Annotated in this window: 15 protein-coding genes; 6 read left to right on the top strand and 9 right to left on the bottom strand. The window is 64.9% G+C overall.

Annotated elements, in window-relative coordinates; genetic code table 11:
• Positions 1–61: 61 nt before the first annotated feature.
• From rocF to ACP92_RS00295, 3 genes are all read right to left on the bottom strand, one after another.
• A complete protein-coding gene (gene rocF, locus ACP92_RS00305) occupies positions 62–970 on the bottom strand; it encodes an arginase (protein ID WP_013232147.1) in 909 nt (302 codons plus the stop codon).
• Positions 971–981: 11 nt separating this feature from the next.
• Positions 982–2,025, bottom strand: a complete 1,044-nt coding sequence (locus tag ACP92_RS00300) for an ornithine cyclodeaminase (RefSeq protein WP_013232146.1) — start codon at positions 2,023–2,025, stop codon at positions 982–984.
• Positions 2,026–2,201: 176 nt separating this feature from the next.
• Positions 2,202–4,103 (bottom strand): potassium transporter Kup, encoded by a 1,902-nt coding sequence (locus ACP92_RS00295; protein WP_013232145.1) that lies wholly within the window; start codon positions 4,101–4,103, stop codon positions 2,202–2,204.
• A 428-nt stretch (positions 4,104–4,531) separates the two neighbouring features.
• On the opposite strand from ACP92_RS00295, the gene ACP92_RS00290 reads away from it, so the two are divergent.
• Genes ACP92_RS00290 through ACP92_RS00280 form a run of 3 tightly spaced genes read left to right on the top strand, consistent with a single transcriptional unit; the run spans position 4,532 to position 7,343 of the window.
• Complete coding sequence (locus ACP92_RS00290; protein WP_013232142.1) at positions 4,532–5,560, top strand: ABC transporter substrate-binding protein; 1,029 nt, start codon at positions 4,532–4,534, stop codon at positions 5,558–5,560.
• Between the two features lie 35 nt (positions 5,561–5,595).
• On the top strand, positions 5,596–6,468 hold the full coding sequence (locus tag ACP92_RS00285) for an ABC transporter ATP-binding protein (protein WP_013232141.1): 873 nt from the start codon (positions 5,596–5,598) through the stop codon (positions 6,466–6,468).
• Between the two features lie 8 nt (positions 6,469–6,476).
• Complete coding sequence (locus ACP92_RS00280) at positions 6,477–7,343, top strand: ABC transporter permease (RefSeq protein WP_013232140.1); 867 nt, start codon at positions 6,477–6,479, stop codon at positions 7,341–7,343.
• Positions 7,344–7,361: 18 nt separating this feature from the next.
• Here ACP92_RS00280 and ACP92_RS00275 read toward each other — a convergent pair whose 3' ends face one another.
• Both ACP92_RS00275 and ACP92_RS00270 read right to left on the bottom strand, forming a co-directional pair.
• On the bottom strand, positions 7,362–7,934 hold the full coding sequence (locus tag ACP92_RS00275; protein WP_013232139.1) for a methylated-DNA--[protein]-cysteine S-methyltransferase: 573 nt from the start codon (positions 7,932–7,934) through the stop codon (positions 7,362–7,364).
• A 126-nt stretch (positions 7,935–8,060) separates the two neighbouring features.
• A complete protein-coding gene (locus ACP92_RS00270; protein WP_013232138.1) occupies positions 8,061–8,417 on the bottom strand; it encodes a hypothetical protein in 357 nt (118 codons plus the stop codon).
• A gap of 345 nt (positions 8,418–8,762) precedes the next feature.
• Here ACP92_RS00270 and ACP92_RS00265 point away from each other — a divergent pair, with 345 nt between their 5' ends.
• Positions 8,763–9,968, top strand: a complete 1,206-nt coding sequence (locus ACP92_RS00265) for a threonine ammonia-lyase (protein ID WP_013232137.1) — start codon at positions 8,763–8,765, stop codon at positions 9,966–9,968.
• A gap of 19 nt (positions 9,969–9,987) precedes the next feature.
• Here the strand turns inward: ACP92_RS00265 and ACP92_RS00260 are convergent, their stop codons facing one another.
• The 3 genes from ACP92_RS00260 to ACP92_RS00250 are packed head-to-tail and all read right to left on the bottom strand — an operon-like array spanning position 9,988 to position 12,346.
• A complete protein-coding gene (locus tag ACP92_RS00260) occupies positions 9,988–10,275 on the bottom strand; it encodes a DUF6587 family protein (RefSeq protein ID WP_041309929.1) in 288 nt (95 codons plus the stop codon).
• The gene (gene feoB, locus ACP92_RS00255) at positions 10,272–12,098 is read right to left on the bottom strand and encodes a ferrous iron transporter B (protein ID WP_013232136.1); all 1,827 of its coding nucleotides are present in this window, start codon (positions 12,096–12,098) and stop codon (positions 10,272–10,274) included. The genes ACP92_RS00260 and feoB overlap by 4 nt, the downstream gene beginning before the upstream one ends.
• Entirely contained in the window at positions 12,095–12,346 is a 252-nt protein-coding gene (locus ACP92_RS00250; protein WP_013232135.1) for a FeoA family protein, read from the bottom strand. Before ACP92_RS00250 ends, feoB begins: the two co-directional genes overlap by 4 nt.
• Positions 12,347–12,876: 530 nt before the next feature.
• Between ACP92_RS00250 and ACP92_RS00245 the strand changes: the two genes are divergently transcribed.
• Positions 12,877–13,332 (top strand): hypothetical protein, encoded by a 456-nt coding sequence (locus tag ACP92_RS00245; protein WP_041309926.1) that lies wholly within the window; start codon positions 12,877–12,879, stop codon positions 13,330–13,332.
• Between the two features lie 30 nt (positions 13,333–13,362).
• On the opposite strand, the gene ACP92_RS00240 is transcribed toward ACP92_RS00245, so the two are convergent.
• The gene (locus ACP92_RS00240) at positions 13,363–14,253 is read right to left on the bottom strand and encodes a LysR family transcriptional regulator (protein ID WP_013232132.1); all 891 of its coding nucleotides are present in this window, start codon (positions 14,251–14,253) and stop codon (positions 13,363–13,365) included.
• A 187-nt stretch (positions 14,254–14,440) separates the two neighbouring features.
• Here ACP92_RS00240 and ACP92_RS00235 point away from each other — a divergent pair, with 187 nt between their 5' ends.
• Entirely contained in the window at positions 14,441–15,712 is a 1,272-nt protein-coding gene (locus ACP92_RS00235; protein WP_013232131.1) for an MFS transporter, read from the top strand.
• Positions 15,713–15,800 lie beyond the last annotated feature (88 nt).

Genomic DNA, 15,800 nt, shown 5'->3' with positions numbered 1-15,800 from the left:
CGCGGAAAAACCCTGAATGATCCGGCATTGTCCGCAATCCTTCAACCTCGAATTGCAGGCTTCAGCGAATCAGTGTGGATTTCCCGAACAGGCTTTCCACCAGGTCCACCACCAGTTCGGCAGTCTGGTTGCGCACATCGCAGGCGGGATTGAGTTCCATCACGTCCAGCGAGGCCAGCGCGCCGGTGTCGGCGATCATTTCCATGCACAGCTGCGCTTCCCGGTAGGTGGGACCACCCGGCACCGCAGTACCCACACCCGGGGCCAGCGCGGCGTCCAGGAAATCCACATCGAAACTCACATGCAGATGGGTCTGCGGCCCCACGCCGGCCAGCGCCTCTTCCATGGTCTGGCGCATGCCGTATTCGTCGATGTGGCGCATGTCGAACACCCGCACACCCAGTTCGCGCAGATGGCGCTTCTCTTCGCGGTCGACGCTGCGAATGCCGACCTGGCAGATCTGCTGCGGCTGCAAGGCCGGCGTCTGGCCGCCGATGGCCGTCAGCGCCGCCGGTCCTACCCCCAGCAGGCAGGCCACCGGCATGCCGTGGATATTGCCGGTCGGGGTGGACTGGCTGGTGTTGGCGTCGGCGTGGGCGTCCAGCCACAGGACGCGCAGCTCCTTGCCCTGGCTGCGGCAATGCGCCGCCACGGCGGCAATCGAACCGACCGCCAGCGCATGGTCGCCGCCCATGAGCAGCGGCAGCTCGCCGTCCGCCAGGCATTGCGCCACGGCCTCATGGACCGTCTGGTTCCATTGCACCACCTGTTCCAGGTGGCGCAATCCCTGCACCGGCGGCTGCTGCGGATTGGCCGGTCCGGCCAGGTCGCCGCCATCGATGACATCCAGCCCGTGCTGCTGCAGACCGCGCTGCAATTCGGCCACGCGCAAGGCCGCCGGGGCCATCGATGCCCCGCGCCGGCTGGCGCCCACGTCGGTGGGCGCGCCCATCATCCTGATCCTGTTCATCGCTTGCTTGTTCATGCGTTCGCCTGCTCCTTCCAGAGGGTGGCCGGGACGGCCAGACCGTAGAGGTCCTTGGGATCGTCCATGGCGGGGATCAGGTCGAGCTGCCGCGTGAAGCGGGCATCGACCTGCTCGTCGAGATAGCGCAGCGCCGCGAAATCCTCCAGCGCAAAGCCGACCGAATCAAAGACCGTCACCTCCGCAGCACTGCTGCGACCGGGCGCGTGTCCCGCCAGTACCTGCCACAGTTCGGTCACGGGAAAATCCGCGGGCATCTGCTGCACCTCCCCTTCGATGCGTGATTGCGGCGCGAATTCCACCACCACCCGCGCTGCCTTGAGCACATCGGCATGCAGCTCGGTCTTGCCGGGACAATCCCCGCCCACCGCATTGAGATGCATGCCCGCTTCCAGCATGGCCGGGCTGATGATGCAGGCGCGCCGCTTGTCGGCGGTAAGGGTGGTGACGATATCGGCGCCGCGCACGGCCTCGGCAGCACTGGCGCAAGGGATCAGCTGCAGGCCGCTGCAGGCGCGCAGATTGCGCATGAGCCTGGCGGTGGCGGCGGGGTCGGTATCGTACAGGCGCACTACCTCGATGCCCATCTGGTGATGGAAGGCCAGTATCTGGAATTCGGACTGCGCACCGTTGCCGATGACGGCCATGACCCGGCTGTCGGAGCGCGCCATCTGCCGCGCCGCCAGCACCGAGGTGGCCGCCGTGCGCAAGGCCGTCGTCAGCGTCAGTTCCGAGAGCAGGCGCGGATAGCCGCTGGCCACATCGGCCAGCACGCCGAAGGCCGTCACCGTCAGCAAACCCTGGGCGGTGTTGGCGGGATGTCCATTGACATACTTGAAGCAATACAGGCGCCCATCGGAAATGGGCATGAGCTCGATCACTCCCTGCGCCGAGTGGCTGGCCACACGGGCGGTCTTGTCGAACTCGCGCCAGCGCAGGTAATCGTGATGCAGGTAGGCAAGCATGCCGCCGATGACCTGGGGCAAGGGATGGGTGGCCAGATAGGCCTGCAGATCGCGGGTACCGATGTACTTGACCATGATGTGCCAGCCCTCGTGAGGCTGCCTCTGCTGTCAATGTGGATGGGGCTATCTTATCCCCAAGCCCGGCAGAATGCCCGCCGCACTGCCGCACATCGTGGCGGAAAAGAAAAATGCCGTCCAGCGCGCGGCTGGACGGCATCCTCATGCGGGACTGGCAGAGGGCCTCGTCGCGATCAGATCTCGACCTTGGTCCCCAGCTCCACCACCCGGTTGGCGGGGATGTGGAAGAAGTCCGAAGGCTTGGCGCCGTTCTGGTACATCCACGCAAACAGGCGCTCGCGCCACAGCGACATGCCCAGCAGCTTGCTCGGCACCACGGTGTCGCGCGCCAGGAAGAAGGACGTATCCATCAGGTCGAAGTGATGGCCGAACTGTTGCTCGGTCAAGGTCATGACCTTCTGCACTTCCGGCGCTTCCTTGAAGCCGAAGGCCGCACGCAGCAGGTAGACGTCGCCGCCCAGCTCCTTCATGGTGAGGCGCTCGCTGTCGGCCACGTAAGGCACGTCCCAGATGCTGATCTTGAGGAAGAACACACGCTCATGCAGGATGCGGTTGTGCTTCAGGTTGTGCAGCAGCGCCACCGGCACGGTAGCGATATTGCCGGTCATGAAGACGGCGGTGCCGCCCACGCGATGCGGGGGATGGGCCAGCAGGCCTTCGATGAAGGGCTCGATGGGGATACCGTCATCCTTGATGCGCATGCGCAGCAGCATGCGGCCCGAGTACCAGGTCATCAGCAGGAAGAAGGCCGCACCACCGATGACCAGCGGGAACCAGCCGCCCTCGGTCAGCTTCAACAGGTTGGCCGCGAAGAAGGCCACATCCACCACCAGGAAGCAGCTGATGGCGGCCACCACGGCCGGCATGCGCCACTTCCAGATATGCCGCATCACCACGCCCAGCAGCATGGTGGTGATCACCATGGTGGTGGTCACGGCCACGCCATAGGCTGCTGCCAGGTTGTCGGATTTCTTGAAGGCCAGCACCACGGCCACCACCACCACCAGCAGCATCCAGTTGATCAGCGGGATGTAGATCTGACCCTGCTCATCCTCCGAGGTGTGCAGGATGCGCATGCGCGGCACGAAGCCCAGCAGGATGGCCTGGCTGGTCAGCGAGAAGGCGCCCGAGATCACCGCCTGCGACGCGATCACCGTGGCGCAGGTGGCCAGCACCACCATGGGCAGCACCAGCGGATCGGGGATCATCAGGTAGAAGGGGTTCTTGATCGCATCCGGATTGGCGATCAGGTTGGCGCCCTGGCCGAAGTAGTTGATCAGCAGCGAAGGCATGACCGTGAAGAGCCAGGCATAACGGATCGGCTTGATGCCGAAGTGGCCCATGTCGGCATACAGGGCCTCGGCCCCGGTCAGCACCAGCACCACCGAGCCCAGGACGATAAAGGCCTGCAGCGAATGCTCGGCCATGAAGTGCACGGCGTAGTAGGGATTGATGGCCACCAGCACTTCGGGAGCCTTGACGATGTTGTACAGCCCCAGCAAGGCCAGCGAGAAGAACCACAGGAACATCACCGGCCCGAAGAAACGGCCCACCACGCTGGTGCCATGCCGCTGGATCAGGAACAGGATCACCACGATCACCAGCGTGAGCGGAATGACCGCATGGGCCGTCTGGGGGGCAGCGATCTCCAGCCCTTCCACCGCCGAGAGCACCGAGATGGCCGGCGTGATCACCACGTCGCCATAGAACATGCAGGCGCCGAAGACGCCCAGCATCATCAGCAGCTTGGCGCGCGGCGAGCCCGATAGCGCCGAGCGCAGCGACAGCGCCATCAGCGCCAGCACGCCGCCTTCGCCATTGTTGTCGGCGCGCAGCACGAACATCACATACTTGATGGTCACCACGATGGAGATGGACCAGAACAGCATCGAGATGATGCCCAGCACCGCGCCCGGGGAAAAGGCAATGCCGTGGTCGGGACTGAAACATTCCTTCAATGCGTACAGCGGGCTGGTTCCGATATCGCCGAACACCACGCCCAGCGCCGCCAGGGTAATCAGGTGGAATTTGCTCGACCGGAGGGAAAGGCTTGGATTGGTGTGAGATGAACTCATCTTGCTCCCTTTGCTTCTTCAAATGAGTGCCGGCGGACAGGGCTCTGGCAGCAGAAGAGATCACCAAGGGGGGTGATCAGCCGTCTGTCCGGGCAGGAGGCGTACTTTATCGCACTCTACCCGCAGTGCGCTCAAATTGCCGCTGACGCACCCCTGACGTTGCGCCGCTGCCTCTTCCTCACCTCGCCGAACTTGACAGCCGGGCAATGTCACGGTTACGGACGCGCCCTCGCAGAAGACCGCGATTTCCCCCGCAAACCCTTACCCAGACTGGATTTCACGGCTATACGGCGGGCGCATATGGTTATGCGGTAATCGAGTTTTTCTTTCCGCCCTGCCCTTTATATACTCCGAACGAATAAAGAACTGCAGTTACCACGCAAGCTGGTTCTAAGCCATTCCCGGCCGGCCCTACCCTACAGGACATCATGACCCTCTTCCCCTCTTTCAAGGAACGCCTGCGGCGTCTGCTCACCGCCACCCTGGCCCTGTCGCTGCTGGGCGCACCGCTGATGGCGCGCGCCGAAGGGCAACTGCGCATTGCCGAACAGTTCGGCATCGTCTATCTGCTGTTGAACGTGGCGCAGGACCAGCAGCTGATCGAAAAGCACGGCAAGGCCGCTGGCGTGGACATCAAGGTGGAGTGGCTCAAGCTCTCCGGCGGCTCGGCCATCAACGACGCCCTGCTGTCGGGCTCGGTCGACATCGCCGGGGCCGGCGTGGGGCCGCTGCTGACCATCTGGGACCGCACCTATGGCCGGCAGAACGTGCGCGGCGCGGCCTCGCTGGGCAACTTCCCCTACTACCTGGTGAGCAACAATCCCAAGGTCAAGACCATCGCCGACTTCAGCGACAAGGACCGCATCGCCCTGCCCGCCGTGGGGGTGTCGGTGCAGTCGCGCGTGTTGCAGCTGGCCTCGGCCAAGCTGTGGGGCGACGCCCAGTACAACCGCCTGGACAAGATCAGCATCGCCGTACCGCATCCGGATGCGACCGCGGCCATCATCAGCGGCGGCACCGAGATCACCGGCCACTTCGGCAATCCTCCCTTCCAGGAGCAGGAACTGGCGGGCAATCCTAATGCGCACATCGTGCTGAAGTCCTATGACGTGCTGGGCGGCCCGTCCTCGGCCACCGTGCTCTACGCCACCGAGAAATTCCGCAAGGACAATCCCAAGACCTACCGCGCTTTCCTGGATGCGCTGGAGGAAACCGCCAGCTTCATCCGCGCCAACCCGGACAAGGCTGCCGACATCTACCTCAAGGTCAACAAGGGCAACACCGACCGCAAGCTGCTGCTGCAGATCATCAAGAACCCGGAAGTGCAATTCAAGATCGCCCCGCAGAACACCTATGGCCTGGCCGAGTTCATGCATCGCGTGGGCGCCATCAAGAACAAGCCGGCCTCGGTGAAGGACTACTTCTTCGACGATCCCCATGTCCAGGGCGGCAGCTGAGACGCCCGTCCCTCACCTTCGGAAGCAGACCCGCCATGCATGTCAGCACCCATGAAATCACCAGCCTGGCCGCGCAGGACCTGCCAGCGCCGCTGCTGCAGGTAGATCGCGTGAGCCTGCAATACCGCAGCGCCACGGCGGTCGTCCAGGCCACCCACGAAGTGAGCTTCGACGTCTACCCGGCCGACCGCTTCGTGCTGCTGGGTCCCTCGGGCTGTGGCAAGTCCAGCCTGCTGAAGTCCGTGGCCGGCTTCTTGCCGCCCGCTGCGGGCGAGATCCGGCTCGACGGCCAGGTGCTGCATCAGCCGGGGCCGGACCGCATCGTGGTGTTCCAGGAATTCGACCAGCTGCCGCCCTGGAAGACGGTGCTGCAGAACGTGATGTTCCCGCTGCTGGCCTCACGCACGCTGGGCAAGCGTGACGCCGCCGAGCGCGCCCGCCACTACCTGGACAAGGTCGGCCTGGCGCGCTTTGCCGATGCCTATCCGCATACGCTGTCCGGCGGCATGAAGGCGCGCGTGGCCATTGCCCGCGCCCTGGCCATGCAACCCAAGATGCTGCTGATGGACGAGCCCTTCGCCGCCCTCGATGCGCTGACCCGCCGCAAGATGCAGGAAGAATTGCTGGCGCTGTGGGACGAGGTGCGCTTCACCCTGCTGTTCGTGACGCACTCCATCGAAGAGGCGCTGGTGGTGGGCAACCGCATCCTGCTGCTCTCCCCGCATCCAGGTCGCGTGCGCGCCGAGATCAACAGCCACCAGTACGACCTCTCCAGCCTGGGGGGTGTGGGTTTCCAGCAGACCGCGCAGCGCATCCACCGCCTGCTCTTCGATGAAGGCGGCCCGTCCGATGCGGCCAGCGCAGCGGCGCCGACCCTCAATTTCAGCGATGTCCGTTTTTCCTACTGAATCCCGCCATGGCCCAGACCCCGCCGATCCGCGACGAATACGAAATCCCGCTGACACCCCTGCCCGGCCTGGTGCTGCAACGCCAGTTCTCGCTGCCCCAGCGCCTCTGGCAACAGGGCTGGGTGCGCAAGGGCGCCATCCTGCTGTTGCTGGCGCTGGTGTGGGAAGGCGTCGCGCGCTGGCAGAACAATGACCTGCTGCTGCCAAGCTTCCTGCAGACCGCGCAGGCCTTTATCGACGGCCTCCGCAGCGGCGAGCTGTTCGGCAAGACCTGGCTGTCGCTGCAGGTGCTGCTGAAGGCTTATGTGCTAGGCATCGTGGCCGCCTTCGCACTGACCACGCTGGCAGTGTCCACGCAATTCGGGCGCGACCTGCTGGGCACGCTGACTTCGATGTTCAATCCGCTGCCGGCCATTGCACTCTTGCCCATCGCCCTGCTCTGGTTCGGCCTGGGCCAGGGTAGCCTGATCTTCGTGCTGGTGCATTCGGTGCTGTGGGCGCTGGCGGTCAATACTTATGCGGGCTTCCTGGGAGTATCGGACACCCTGCGCATGGCCGGCCGCAACTATGGTCTGCGCGGGCTGGGTTTCGTGCTGCAGGTGCTGGTGCCGGCCGCCCTGCCCTCCATCCTGGCGGGACTGCGCATCGGCTGGGCGTTTGCGTGGCGCACGCTGATTGCCGCCGAGCTGGTCTTCGGCGCCACCAGCGGCAAGGGTGGACTGGGCTGGTACATCTTCCAGAATCGCAACGAACTCTATACCGACAAGGTATTTGCCGGCCTGGCCATGGTGATCCTGATCGGACTGCTGGTGGAAAACCTGGTCTTCAATACGCTGGAACGCGTGACCGTGAAGAAGTGGGGCATGCAGCGCTGAGAAAATGATTTATATCATTTACAGCAGCGACAGCTGATTGGGATCTTCCCGCCGCCGCGACTGCGCCTTGCGGCGCGGATCGATGACCTGGCCGATATCGCGGCCTTCGGTAGAGATGCCCTCGATGGCCAGCAGCAGCTTCTTGACGTGCAGCCCGCCGGCAAAGCCGGTCAGTTCGCCGCCGGCGCCGATGACGCGATGGCAGGGCGCGATGATGCAAATGGGATTGCGCCCATTGGCCGCACCCACGGCGCGCACTGCTTTCTCGTTGCCGAGCTGGCGGGCGATGTCGAGATACGTGCGGGTCTGTCCATAGGGAATATCGAGCAACGCCGACCACACCTGGCGCTGGAATTCGGTGCCTTCGAAATGCAAGGGGAGGTCGAAGCTCTCGCGTTCACCGGCAAAGTATTCGCGCAGCTGATGTTCGGTCTCGATCAGGACCGCACGGTCTTCATCTTCCACCATCTCACCCAGGCGCACGCGCAGGGCGTCATCGTCTTCCCACAGGATCGCAGCCAGATGATCCCCCTTGGCCACCAGCTTGAGCACACCGGCCGGGGAGGCCATCCGCTTGTAGGCATATTCCATTGGCTTCTCTTTTGTTGCGTTGAGGGGGCTGATTCTACTTTGTTGCCAGCAACAATGGGAGGCATCCTCCAAATGAAAACAGGGCGCCGCTTTCGCGCAGCGCCCTGCAGGTAAAGCGCGGTCGCGTCACACCGTCAACACCGAATACCCACTGTCATTGAGCGCATCGTAGACCCGGGTGCACACCCGGCAGAACAGATGGCTGCGCCTGACATGCCGGTGCCGCAACACCAGTTGCAGCGCCACGCCTTCGCAGTGCGGGCAGGCCTCGCGCATGGGACCGACGGGAATCACGTCGGCGGTGAGATATCCGCCCGGCGTCATGATGCCGTCGATCACTTCACGCGGGTCCAGTTCGACCAGCTTCAACAGCAAGGGGGTGGTGCGCTGCTCGTAGCGCGGGCGTTCGGGCAGACGCGGGGAAGGGCTCAGGGGCGGTAACGGGGATGGCCTGACATCCGGGGGCCGGGTGGCGATGCTCATGGTGTCTCCTTGATGAGAACGGCTGAGGCTGAGGTAGCTGCGCGAGGGGCGAGGGCGCATGGCCCTTGCAGGTGTCGCTTCCACTGGGGCAAGCGTTTCAGGCGGTGGCGCGACGAGTCTTCACTCTAGTCGCCACATCCACCGAGTTCAATGGTGGAAACAAAAGAAATTTGATGTTGATGACCTGGCAATCCAGGCCGCTCTGCCAAGCGCTGCAACGACATCGGTGGCCCCGATTTTTTCATTTTTCCAAGTTTGCAAGCATCCACATTCGATTTATCGCCATCCTCGCGCCGCGCTTGCATGAAGTGCTACAAAGCGGTGCATTCGCTCTACAATCGCAACATGACAACGCTCAACGATATCGAAGCAGCCGCCCGCCGGCTGCAAGGCCAGATCCTGGAGACGCCCTGCGTGGAATCACGCACGCTGTCCCAGATCGTCGGCGCCCAGGTCTTCCTCAAGTTCGAGAACCTGCAATTCACCGCCTCCTTCAAGGAGCGCGGCGCCTGCAACAAGCTGGTGGACGTGGCTGCCAGCGGGGGCGGGGCGCGTGGCGTGGTGGCCATGTCGGCCGGCAACCATGCGCAAGGCGTGGCCTATCACGCGCAACGGCTGGGCTTGCCGGCCACCATCGTCATGCCGCGCTTCACGCCCGGCGTGAAGATCGAACGCACACGCGGTTTCGGCGCCAATGTCGTGCTGCATGGCGACACCCTGGAAGCTGCGCGCACCCATGCCTACGAACTGGCCGAAAAGGAAGGACTGACCTTCGTCCACCCCTACGACGACGAAGCCATCATCGCCGGCCAGGGCACGGTCGCGCTGGAGATGATGAAGGCGGTGCCGGACCTCGATTGCCTGGTGGTCTCCATCGGCGGCGGCGGCCTCTTGGCCGGCATGGCCGTGGCTGCGCGCGCGATCAAGCCGGAGATCGAGATCGTGGGCGTGCAGACGCGGCGCTTCCCGACCATGGTCAATGCGGTCAAGGGCACCGAGCACCCGGTGGGCGCGAGCACCATCGCCGAAGGTATCGCGGTAGGCACGCCCGGCACGCTGACCCGCGCCATCATCGCCCGCGAAGCCGATGAGCTGTTGCTGGTCGATGAAGGCGATATCGAACAGGCCGTGCTGATGCTGCTGGAAATCGAAAAGACCCTGGTGGAAGGCGCGGGCGCAGCCGGACTGGCGGCGCTGGTGCGCTATCCGGACCGCTTCCGCGGCAAGCGGGTGGGGCTGGTGCTCTCAGGCGGCAACATCGATCCGCTGCTGCTGACGGCCATCATCGAACGCGGCATGGTGCGCGCCGGACGGCTGGCGCGGGTCAAGGTCAGCTCGCGCGATGTGCCGGGCACGCTGGCGCGCATCACCGGCATCGTTGCCGAGGCCGGCGCCAACGTCGATGAGGTGCATCACCAGCGCGCCTTTACGCTGCTGGCGGCGCAGAACGTGGATATCGAACTGGTGCTGCAGACCCGTGGGCGTCCGCATCTGGCGCAGGTGCTGCAAGCCCTGCGGGCGGCAGGCTTCGAGGCCGAAGAGCTGCACTGATCCGCCGCGCCGCTGCAGATCAGCGGCGGCGGTGGAACTGGATCTTCTGTTCCAGCGGCGGCAGGGCGTCGCCGCTGTCGCCGCAACCATCACAGGCGCCGCCGCCACAGCCCCCGCCCTTGGCGGGCGGCAACCAGCGCCGGCCCAGCGCCCGCCACATTCCCCCACGACGCCGCAGCAGCCAGCTGGCCATGCGGGCCTGCCAGCGCCAGCTCACCGTGGGCGCCAGCTTGCGCAGCATGTAGAGGGTGCTCACCGTCACCAGCGCGGCAATGACCGCGTATTGCCACCACAGCGCGTGATTCATGCCAGCCACCTTGCGACGTTATAGGTCAGGAAGGACGCCGCATAGGCCAGCACGAACATGTAGCCGAAGGACAGCGCTACCATGCGCCAGGATTGCGTCTCGCGGCGGATGATGGCCAGCGTCGACATGCACTGCGGCGCGAAGGCGAACCACACCATCAAGGACAAGGCGCTGGCCAGCGAGATATGCGAGGCCAGCGCGCTCTGCAAGGCCGCGCCTTCTTCGCCGCCGACCGCATAGACCGTGGCCAGCGTCGCCACCGCCGTCTCGCGCGCGGCAAAGGCGGGGATCAGCGACAGGCTGATCTGCCAGTTGAAGCCCAGCGGCGCGAACAGGTATTGCAGGCTGTGGCCGATATAGCCGGCGATGGAATAGTCGATGGCCGCGCGCGTGGCCTGCGCTGGCGGGGCAGGGAAGGTGCAGATGGCCCACATCAGCACGGTCAGCGCCAGCATCACGCCGGTGAGCCGCTTGAGGAAGATCGCGCCGCGCTCCCACAGGCCCAGGGCGATATCGCGCCAGTGCGGCCAGCGGTAGGAGGGCAGCTCCATCAACAGCGCGCGTTCCTGGCGCGCATTGCCGATGCGCTTGGCGACCCAGGCCACCAGCATGGCCGCCGCGATGCCGGCCACGTACAGGCAGAACAGCGCCAGTCCCTGCAGGTTGAACACGCCCAGCACCGGCCGGTGCGGAATGAAAGCGCCGATCAGCAGCGCATAGACCGGCAGGCGGGCCGAACAAGTCATCAGCGGTGCTACCAGGATGGTAGCGAGCCGGTCACGCGGATCGGTGATGCTGCGCGTGCCCATGATGCCCGGAATGGCGCAGGCGAAGCTGGAGAGCAGGGGAATGAAGGAGCGCCCCGACAGCCCCACCGAGACCATCAGCTTGTCCAGCACGAAGGCTGCACGCGGCAGGTAGCCCGATTCCTCCAGCAGGAGGATGAAGAAGAACAGCACCAGGATCTGCGGCAGGAAGCCCAGCACCGTCCCCAGTCCGGCCACCAGGCCGTCGGTGACCAGCCCGCGCAGCGGTCCCTCCGGCAGCCACTCGCCGACCACGCCGCCCAGCGTCCCGAAGCCATCGGCGATGGCATCGGTCATGGGCTTGCCGATGGCGTAGACCGCCTGGAATACCAGGAACATGGTCAGCGCCAGCAAGAGCACGCCCAGCACCGGATGCAGGGCGATGCGATCGATCGCGTCATCGCGGCCATCGGTGGGGGCGGGCATGACCACGGTCACGGCCAGCAGGGCGCGCACTTCGACGTGCAGGTCATCGATATCCGGCACGGCGGGCGCCGCCACCGGCTCGCCGCCGTCGATGGCCGCCACCAGGGCGCGCGCACCGCCGCGCTTGACCGCCACGGTTTCGATGACGGGCATGCCCAGGCGCTGCGACAAGGCCGCCACATCGATGCGGATGCCGCGGCGGGCGGCCGCATCCATCATGTTCAGCGCCAGCACCATGGGCCGGCCCAGGCGCCGCACCTCCAGCACGAAGCGCAGGTGCAGGCGCAGGTTGGTGGCGTCGGCCACGCAGACGATCAGGTCCGGCACGGCCTCGCCCGGATAGCGCCCCTGCAGCACCGCCTGGGTGACGCGCTCATCGGGGCTGACCGATTGCAGGCTGTAGGCCCCAGGCAGGTCGACCACACGCACCTGGCGCCCAGACGGAGCGGTGAAGCTGCCGGACTTGCGTTCCACCGTCACACCGGCATAGTTGGCCACCTTCTGGCGCGCTCCGGTGAGCTGGTTGAACAGCGCTGTCTTGCCGCAATTGGGATTGCCCACCAGGGCGATGTTCAAACCGGCCGCGCTCATGCTACACCTCCCTGGGCCACCTGCAGCGTGACCCGCTGCGCCTCGGCGCGGCGCAAGGCAAAGCGCGTGGAGCCGATCTGCACGACGATGGGATCGCCCCCCCAAGGCGCAGCCGCCACCACCCGCACCGGCTCGCCCGGCACGAAACCCAAGTCGCGCAGGCGCGCCGCAACGGCGTCGGCGCTATGTTGATCAGTCACGTGGTCGACGATGGCGGCCACGCCCTTGGCGAGTTCGGTCAGGCGCATGAGCTTCTTGGGAAAGGATAAGGGAATCGATAAGCATTCTCATTATATTGCTTCACATTCGCGCAAAGCTGACCGATTCCTGACAACCAGGCCCCACTGCGACGATTTGCCGCAAGCAGGCCTTGGGACGAAGCACGCTGGAGTGGAAAGTAAAAAAATACAAAGACATGAATAAGACATGAATGAAACGCAACATCGGCGTTTTCTTTTATTATCTGAACAATATTTCCGGAGAACACTGTGGCGTCTACGCTAAACGCGGGCGAAATTGTCATGCGTAAATTTTTGCACCGCACTATACTTTGCGCTGTTTCCACAGGGAAACTCATGCCGGTTGCTTCCCGCGATCTCTGTGTCGTCCAGAGGATCGGTGCGCAAGGCAAGGGCATGCATGCAAGCCGACGGTTCATCCGCGTGGGGGCGGTCCCGTCGGTCCGATCGATTCACGCAGGCGGTTTGGGCAGCTCCCCAATTGCCTGAGCAACAAGAACAACATGAATCCATTACCAGCCGGCCCAGCCGGATCGGACATGCCGGAACAGATGCCACTGCGCTCCTTGCTCGCCGAGATCAGCGCGCTGACCCTGCATGTGCAGCAACTCAGTCGTATGGCGGGGGAGGCCAGCGCACTGATCGGGAATGCGCCGGCCAAAGCACCGCGCCAGCCATCGCCGCCTGCGCCGGACGCCCCCGGCAGAAGCCTGCGCAGGGAACTAGAAGCCGCGATCATGCGCATCTTCGACGAGTCCTTCGGACCGCGCACGGACACGCTGGAACGCCAGATGAGCATGAGCCTCATTGCCGATATCGGCCCGGTCGCCTTCGTGCAGAAGGTGCTCTGGGGCGAAGAGATCAGCGACATCGCCCTGACCATCGCCCTGGAGCGCATGCTGCCCGCGCTGGAAAGGCTGGTGGAACAATACCCCCGGGCGTTCCTGCAACAGGCCAACTCGCTGCTGCGACGCTTCAAACCCAACCAGCACTGATTTCATCGACAGGCCTGAACGGCGGGCCGCTCAGCCCGCCCGCCGCAGCGAACGCTGCAGATGGGCGGCAAAGCGCGAGGCCGCAATCGACTGGCGATGATAGGCCAGCGACAATTGCGCACGCGGCGCCGGCTCGACGATCTCGACGTAACGCACCTGCGCCAGCTGCACCTGTTCGATGGCTTCGGGCACGATGGAAATGCCCAGGCCTGAGGCCACCAGGTTGATGGCCGAGGTCAGTTGCGGGGCCAGCTGGATCACCTGTGGATCGAAGCCGGCAGCCTGGCAGGCGCTGAAGATGCTGTCGTACAAGGCCGAACCTTTGCCACGCGGCACCATGATGAAATTCTCGCTGGCCAGATCCTGCAAGCGCAGCGACTTGCGTCGCGCCAGGGGATGCGAACGCGGCAGCGCCACCTTCAATTTTTCCGCCGGCAGTTCCACCACCCCCAGCGCCGCCGAGGGCGTGGTGACGATGCGCACGAACGCGGCGTCCAGCTGCGAGGCCGCGATATCGGCCAGCAACTGTTCGGTGATGCCTTCGCTCAGCGAGATCTCCAGCTTGCGATGCCGTTCGCGGAACTGCTGCAGGGCATGCGAGACCAGGGGATGGAATACCGCCGAAGAAGTAAAGCCCATACGCAGTAATCCAGTCTCACCGCTGGCCGCCTGGCGCGCGGCCCGCAGGGCCTGTTCGGCCTGGTCCACGGCGCGCTGCGCATGCGGCAGCAGGACGCGTCCGACCTCCGACAATTCCACTCCTTGCGAACTGCGCAGGAACAGCGCCCCGCCGACTTCCTCTTCCAGCGCCTTGATCTGCATCGACAGCGGCGGCTGGCCGATGCCCACTTTTTCCGCGGCACGCGTGAAGCTGCGTTGCTCGGCAACGGCGAGGAAATAGCGAAGATGGCGGAGTTCCATGAGCAGTCCTGATGAGTGGTCCGTGACAGGGCTTCTGATGCCTGGCCATCTGTTTTGCAGATGGACTACCCCTGTCCCATATATTGGACAATATAAGGGATTTCTTCCAGACTGGCTGCTCACCCACTCATCCACTCTACAGTGACGGCAGGCCCGGCCCCGTGCCCGCCGTCGCAAGGAATCCTCCATGCAGTCCCTGTCCGACCCGGCCGCCCGCGCGGCCCACGCCGACGCTCCCGTGACGCCAGCGCAGACCGCGCCAGAAGCCGCACCCCGTGGCGCCACCCGCGGCAGCGCCGCCTACGCCCGCATCGTGCTGGCGCTGTTCTTCTCAGGTTTTGCCACCTTCTCGCTGCTGTATTGCGTACAACCCTTGCTGCCCATCTTCGCGCAGGAATTCGGCATCGGCGCAGCCAGCGCTTCCCTGGCCCTGTCGCTGTCCACGGGCTTGCTGGCCGTGTCCATCGTGCTGGCGGGCATGCTGTCCGAACGCTATGGCCGCCGCGAACTGATGTTCGCCTCGCTGGCCACGGCGGCCTGCTGCAACCTGGCCGCGGGTGTGGCGCCGGACTGGCATCTGCTGCTGCTGGCGCGCACCCTCGAAGGCATCGCCTTGGGCGGCGTGCCCGCGGTCGCCATGGCCTACCTGGCCGAGGAAATCGATGCGGCCGGGCTGGGATTTGCCATGGGCCTGTATGTGGGCGGCAACGCCTTTGGCGGCATGGCCGGACGGGTCGCCATGAGCGTGCTGGCCGAACATCTGGGCTGGCGCGCCGGCATGCTCATCATCGGCGCCCTGGACCTGGCGCTGGCAGTGGCCTTCGTGATGATGCTGCCGGCCTCGCGTCACTTCGTGCGCAACAGCAGCATGCGCTTGGCCGACCACTTCGCGCTCTGGCGCGGCCATCTGCGCCACGCCCGCTTGCCGCTGTGTTTTGCCATCGCCGCGCTGAACATGGGCGTGTTCGTGACTTCGTACAACTATGCGGGATTTCGCCTGATGAGCCCGCCATTCTCACTCTCAGCCACGGTCACCGGCCTGATCTTCAGCGCCTATCTGTTCGGCATGCTGTCCTCGTCCTGGGCCGGTGCACTGGCCGACCGCTATGGCCGCGCACCCCTGGTCGCCGCCGGTATCGGCGTCTCCTGCCTGGGCCTGCTGCTGACCTGCACCTCATCGCTGGTGCTGGTGATCGGCGGCATCGTGTTGCTGACCATCGGCTTCTTCACCACCCATTCCGCCGCCAGCAGCTGGGTCGGCCGCATGGCCCGCGAGGGCAAGGGGCACGCGGCCTCGCTCTACCTGCTGGCGTATTACCTGGGCGGCAGCATCCTGGGCTCGGTGGGGGGATGGTTCTGGGAACATGCCGGATGGAACGCCGTGGCCGGCTTCATGCTGCTGCAAGTGATGGGCGCGGCCTGGGCGGCGCGCCGCCTGTGGCGGCAGGGGCGTAACTGAGGCGGTTTGATGGGCTTGCCCAGTCGCCGATTTGGATGAAAAAACGGCTCGGAAAACAGGCGTCGCTCAACGTTCCGATGACGTCGAA

Origin of the sequence: Herbaspirillum seropedicae (assembly GCF_001040945.1) — a bacterium.
GTDB lineage: Bacteria > Pseudomonadota > Gammaproteobacteria > Burkholderiales > Burkholderiaceae_D > Herbaspirillum > Herbaspirillum seropedicae.
The sequence above is the reverse complement of the archived record's forward strand: the minus strand, read 5'-3'. Positions and strand labels throughout refer to the sequence as shown.

What these genes read in the sequence shown, in the direction of transcription:
- rocF (WP_013232147.1), bottom strand. Translation starts at nt 970, where the DNA reads ATGAACAGGATCAGGATGATGGGCGCGCCCACCGACGTGGGCGCCAGC.
- ACP92_RS00300 (WP_013232146.1), bottom strand. Translation starts at nt 2,025, where the DNA reads ATGGTCAAGTACATCGGTACCCGCGATCTGCAGGCCTATCTGGCCACC.
- ACP92_RS00295 (WP_013232145.1), bottom strand. Translation starts at nt 4,103, where the DNA reads ATGAGTTCATCTCACACCAATCCAAGCCTTTCCCTCCGGTCGAGCAAA.
- ACP92_RS00290 (WP_013232142.1), top strand. Translation starts at nt 4,532, where the DNA reads ATGACCCTCTTCCCCTCTTTCAAGGAACGCCTGCGGCGTCTGCTCACC.
- ACP92_RS00285 (WP_013232141.1), top strand. Translation starts at nt 5,596, where the DNA reads ATGCATGTCAGCACCCATGAAATCACCAGCCTGGCCGCGCAGGACCTG.
- ACP92_RS00280 (WP_013232140.1), top strand. Translation starts at nt 6,477, where the DNA reads ATGGCCCAGACCCCGCCGATCCGCGACGAATACGAAATCCCGCTGACA.
- ACP92_RS00275 (WP_013232139.1), bottom strand. Translation starts at nt 7,934, where the DNA reads ATGGAATATGCCTACAAGCGGATGGCCTCCCCGGCCGGTGTGCTCAAG.
- ACP92_RS00270 (WP_013232138.1), bottom strand. Translation starts at nt 8,417, where the DNA reads ATGAGCATCGCCACCCGGCCCCCGGATGTCAGGCCATCCCCGTTACCG.
- ACP92_RS00265 (WP_013232137.1), top strand. Translation starts at nt 8,763, where the DNA reads ATGACAACGCTCAACGATATCGAAGCAGCCGCCCGCCGGCTGCAAGGC.
- ACP92_RS00260 (WP_041309929.1), bottom strand. Translation starts at nt 10,275, where the DNA reads ATGAATCACGCGCTGTGGTGGCAATACGCGGTCATTGCCGCGCTGGTG.
- feoB (WP_013232136.1), bottom strand. Translation starts at nt 12,098, where the DNA reads ATGAGCGCGGCCGGTTTGAACATCGCCCTGGTGGGCAATCCCAATTGC.
- ACP92_RS00250 (WP_013232135.1), bottom strand. Translation starts at nt 12,346, where the DNA reads ATGCGCCTGACCGAACTCGCCAAGGGCGTGGCCGCCATCGTCGACCAC.
- ACP92_RS00245 (WP_041309926.1), top strand. Translation starts at nt 12,877, where the DNA reads ATGCCGGAACAGATGCCACTGCGCTCCTTGCTCGCCGAGATCAGCGCG.
- ACP92_RS00240 (WP_013232132.1), bottom strand. Translation starts at nt 14,253, where the DNA reads ATGGAACTCCGCCATCTTCGCTATTTCCTCGCCGTTGCCGAGCAACGC.
- ACP92_RS00235 (WP_013232131.1), top strand. Translation starts at nt 14,441, where the DNA reads ATGCAGTCCCTGTCCGACCCGGCCGCCCGCGCGGCCCACGCCGACGCT.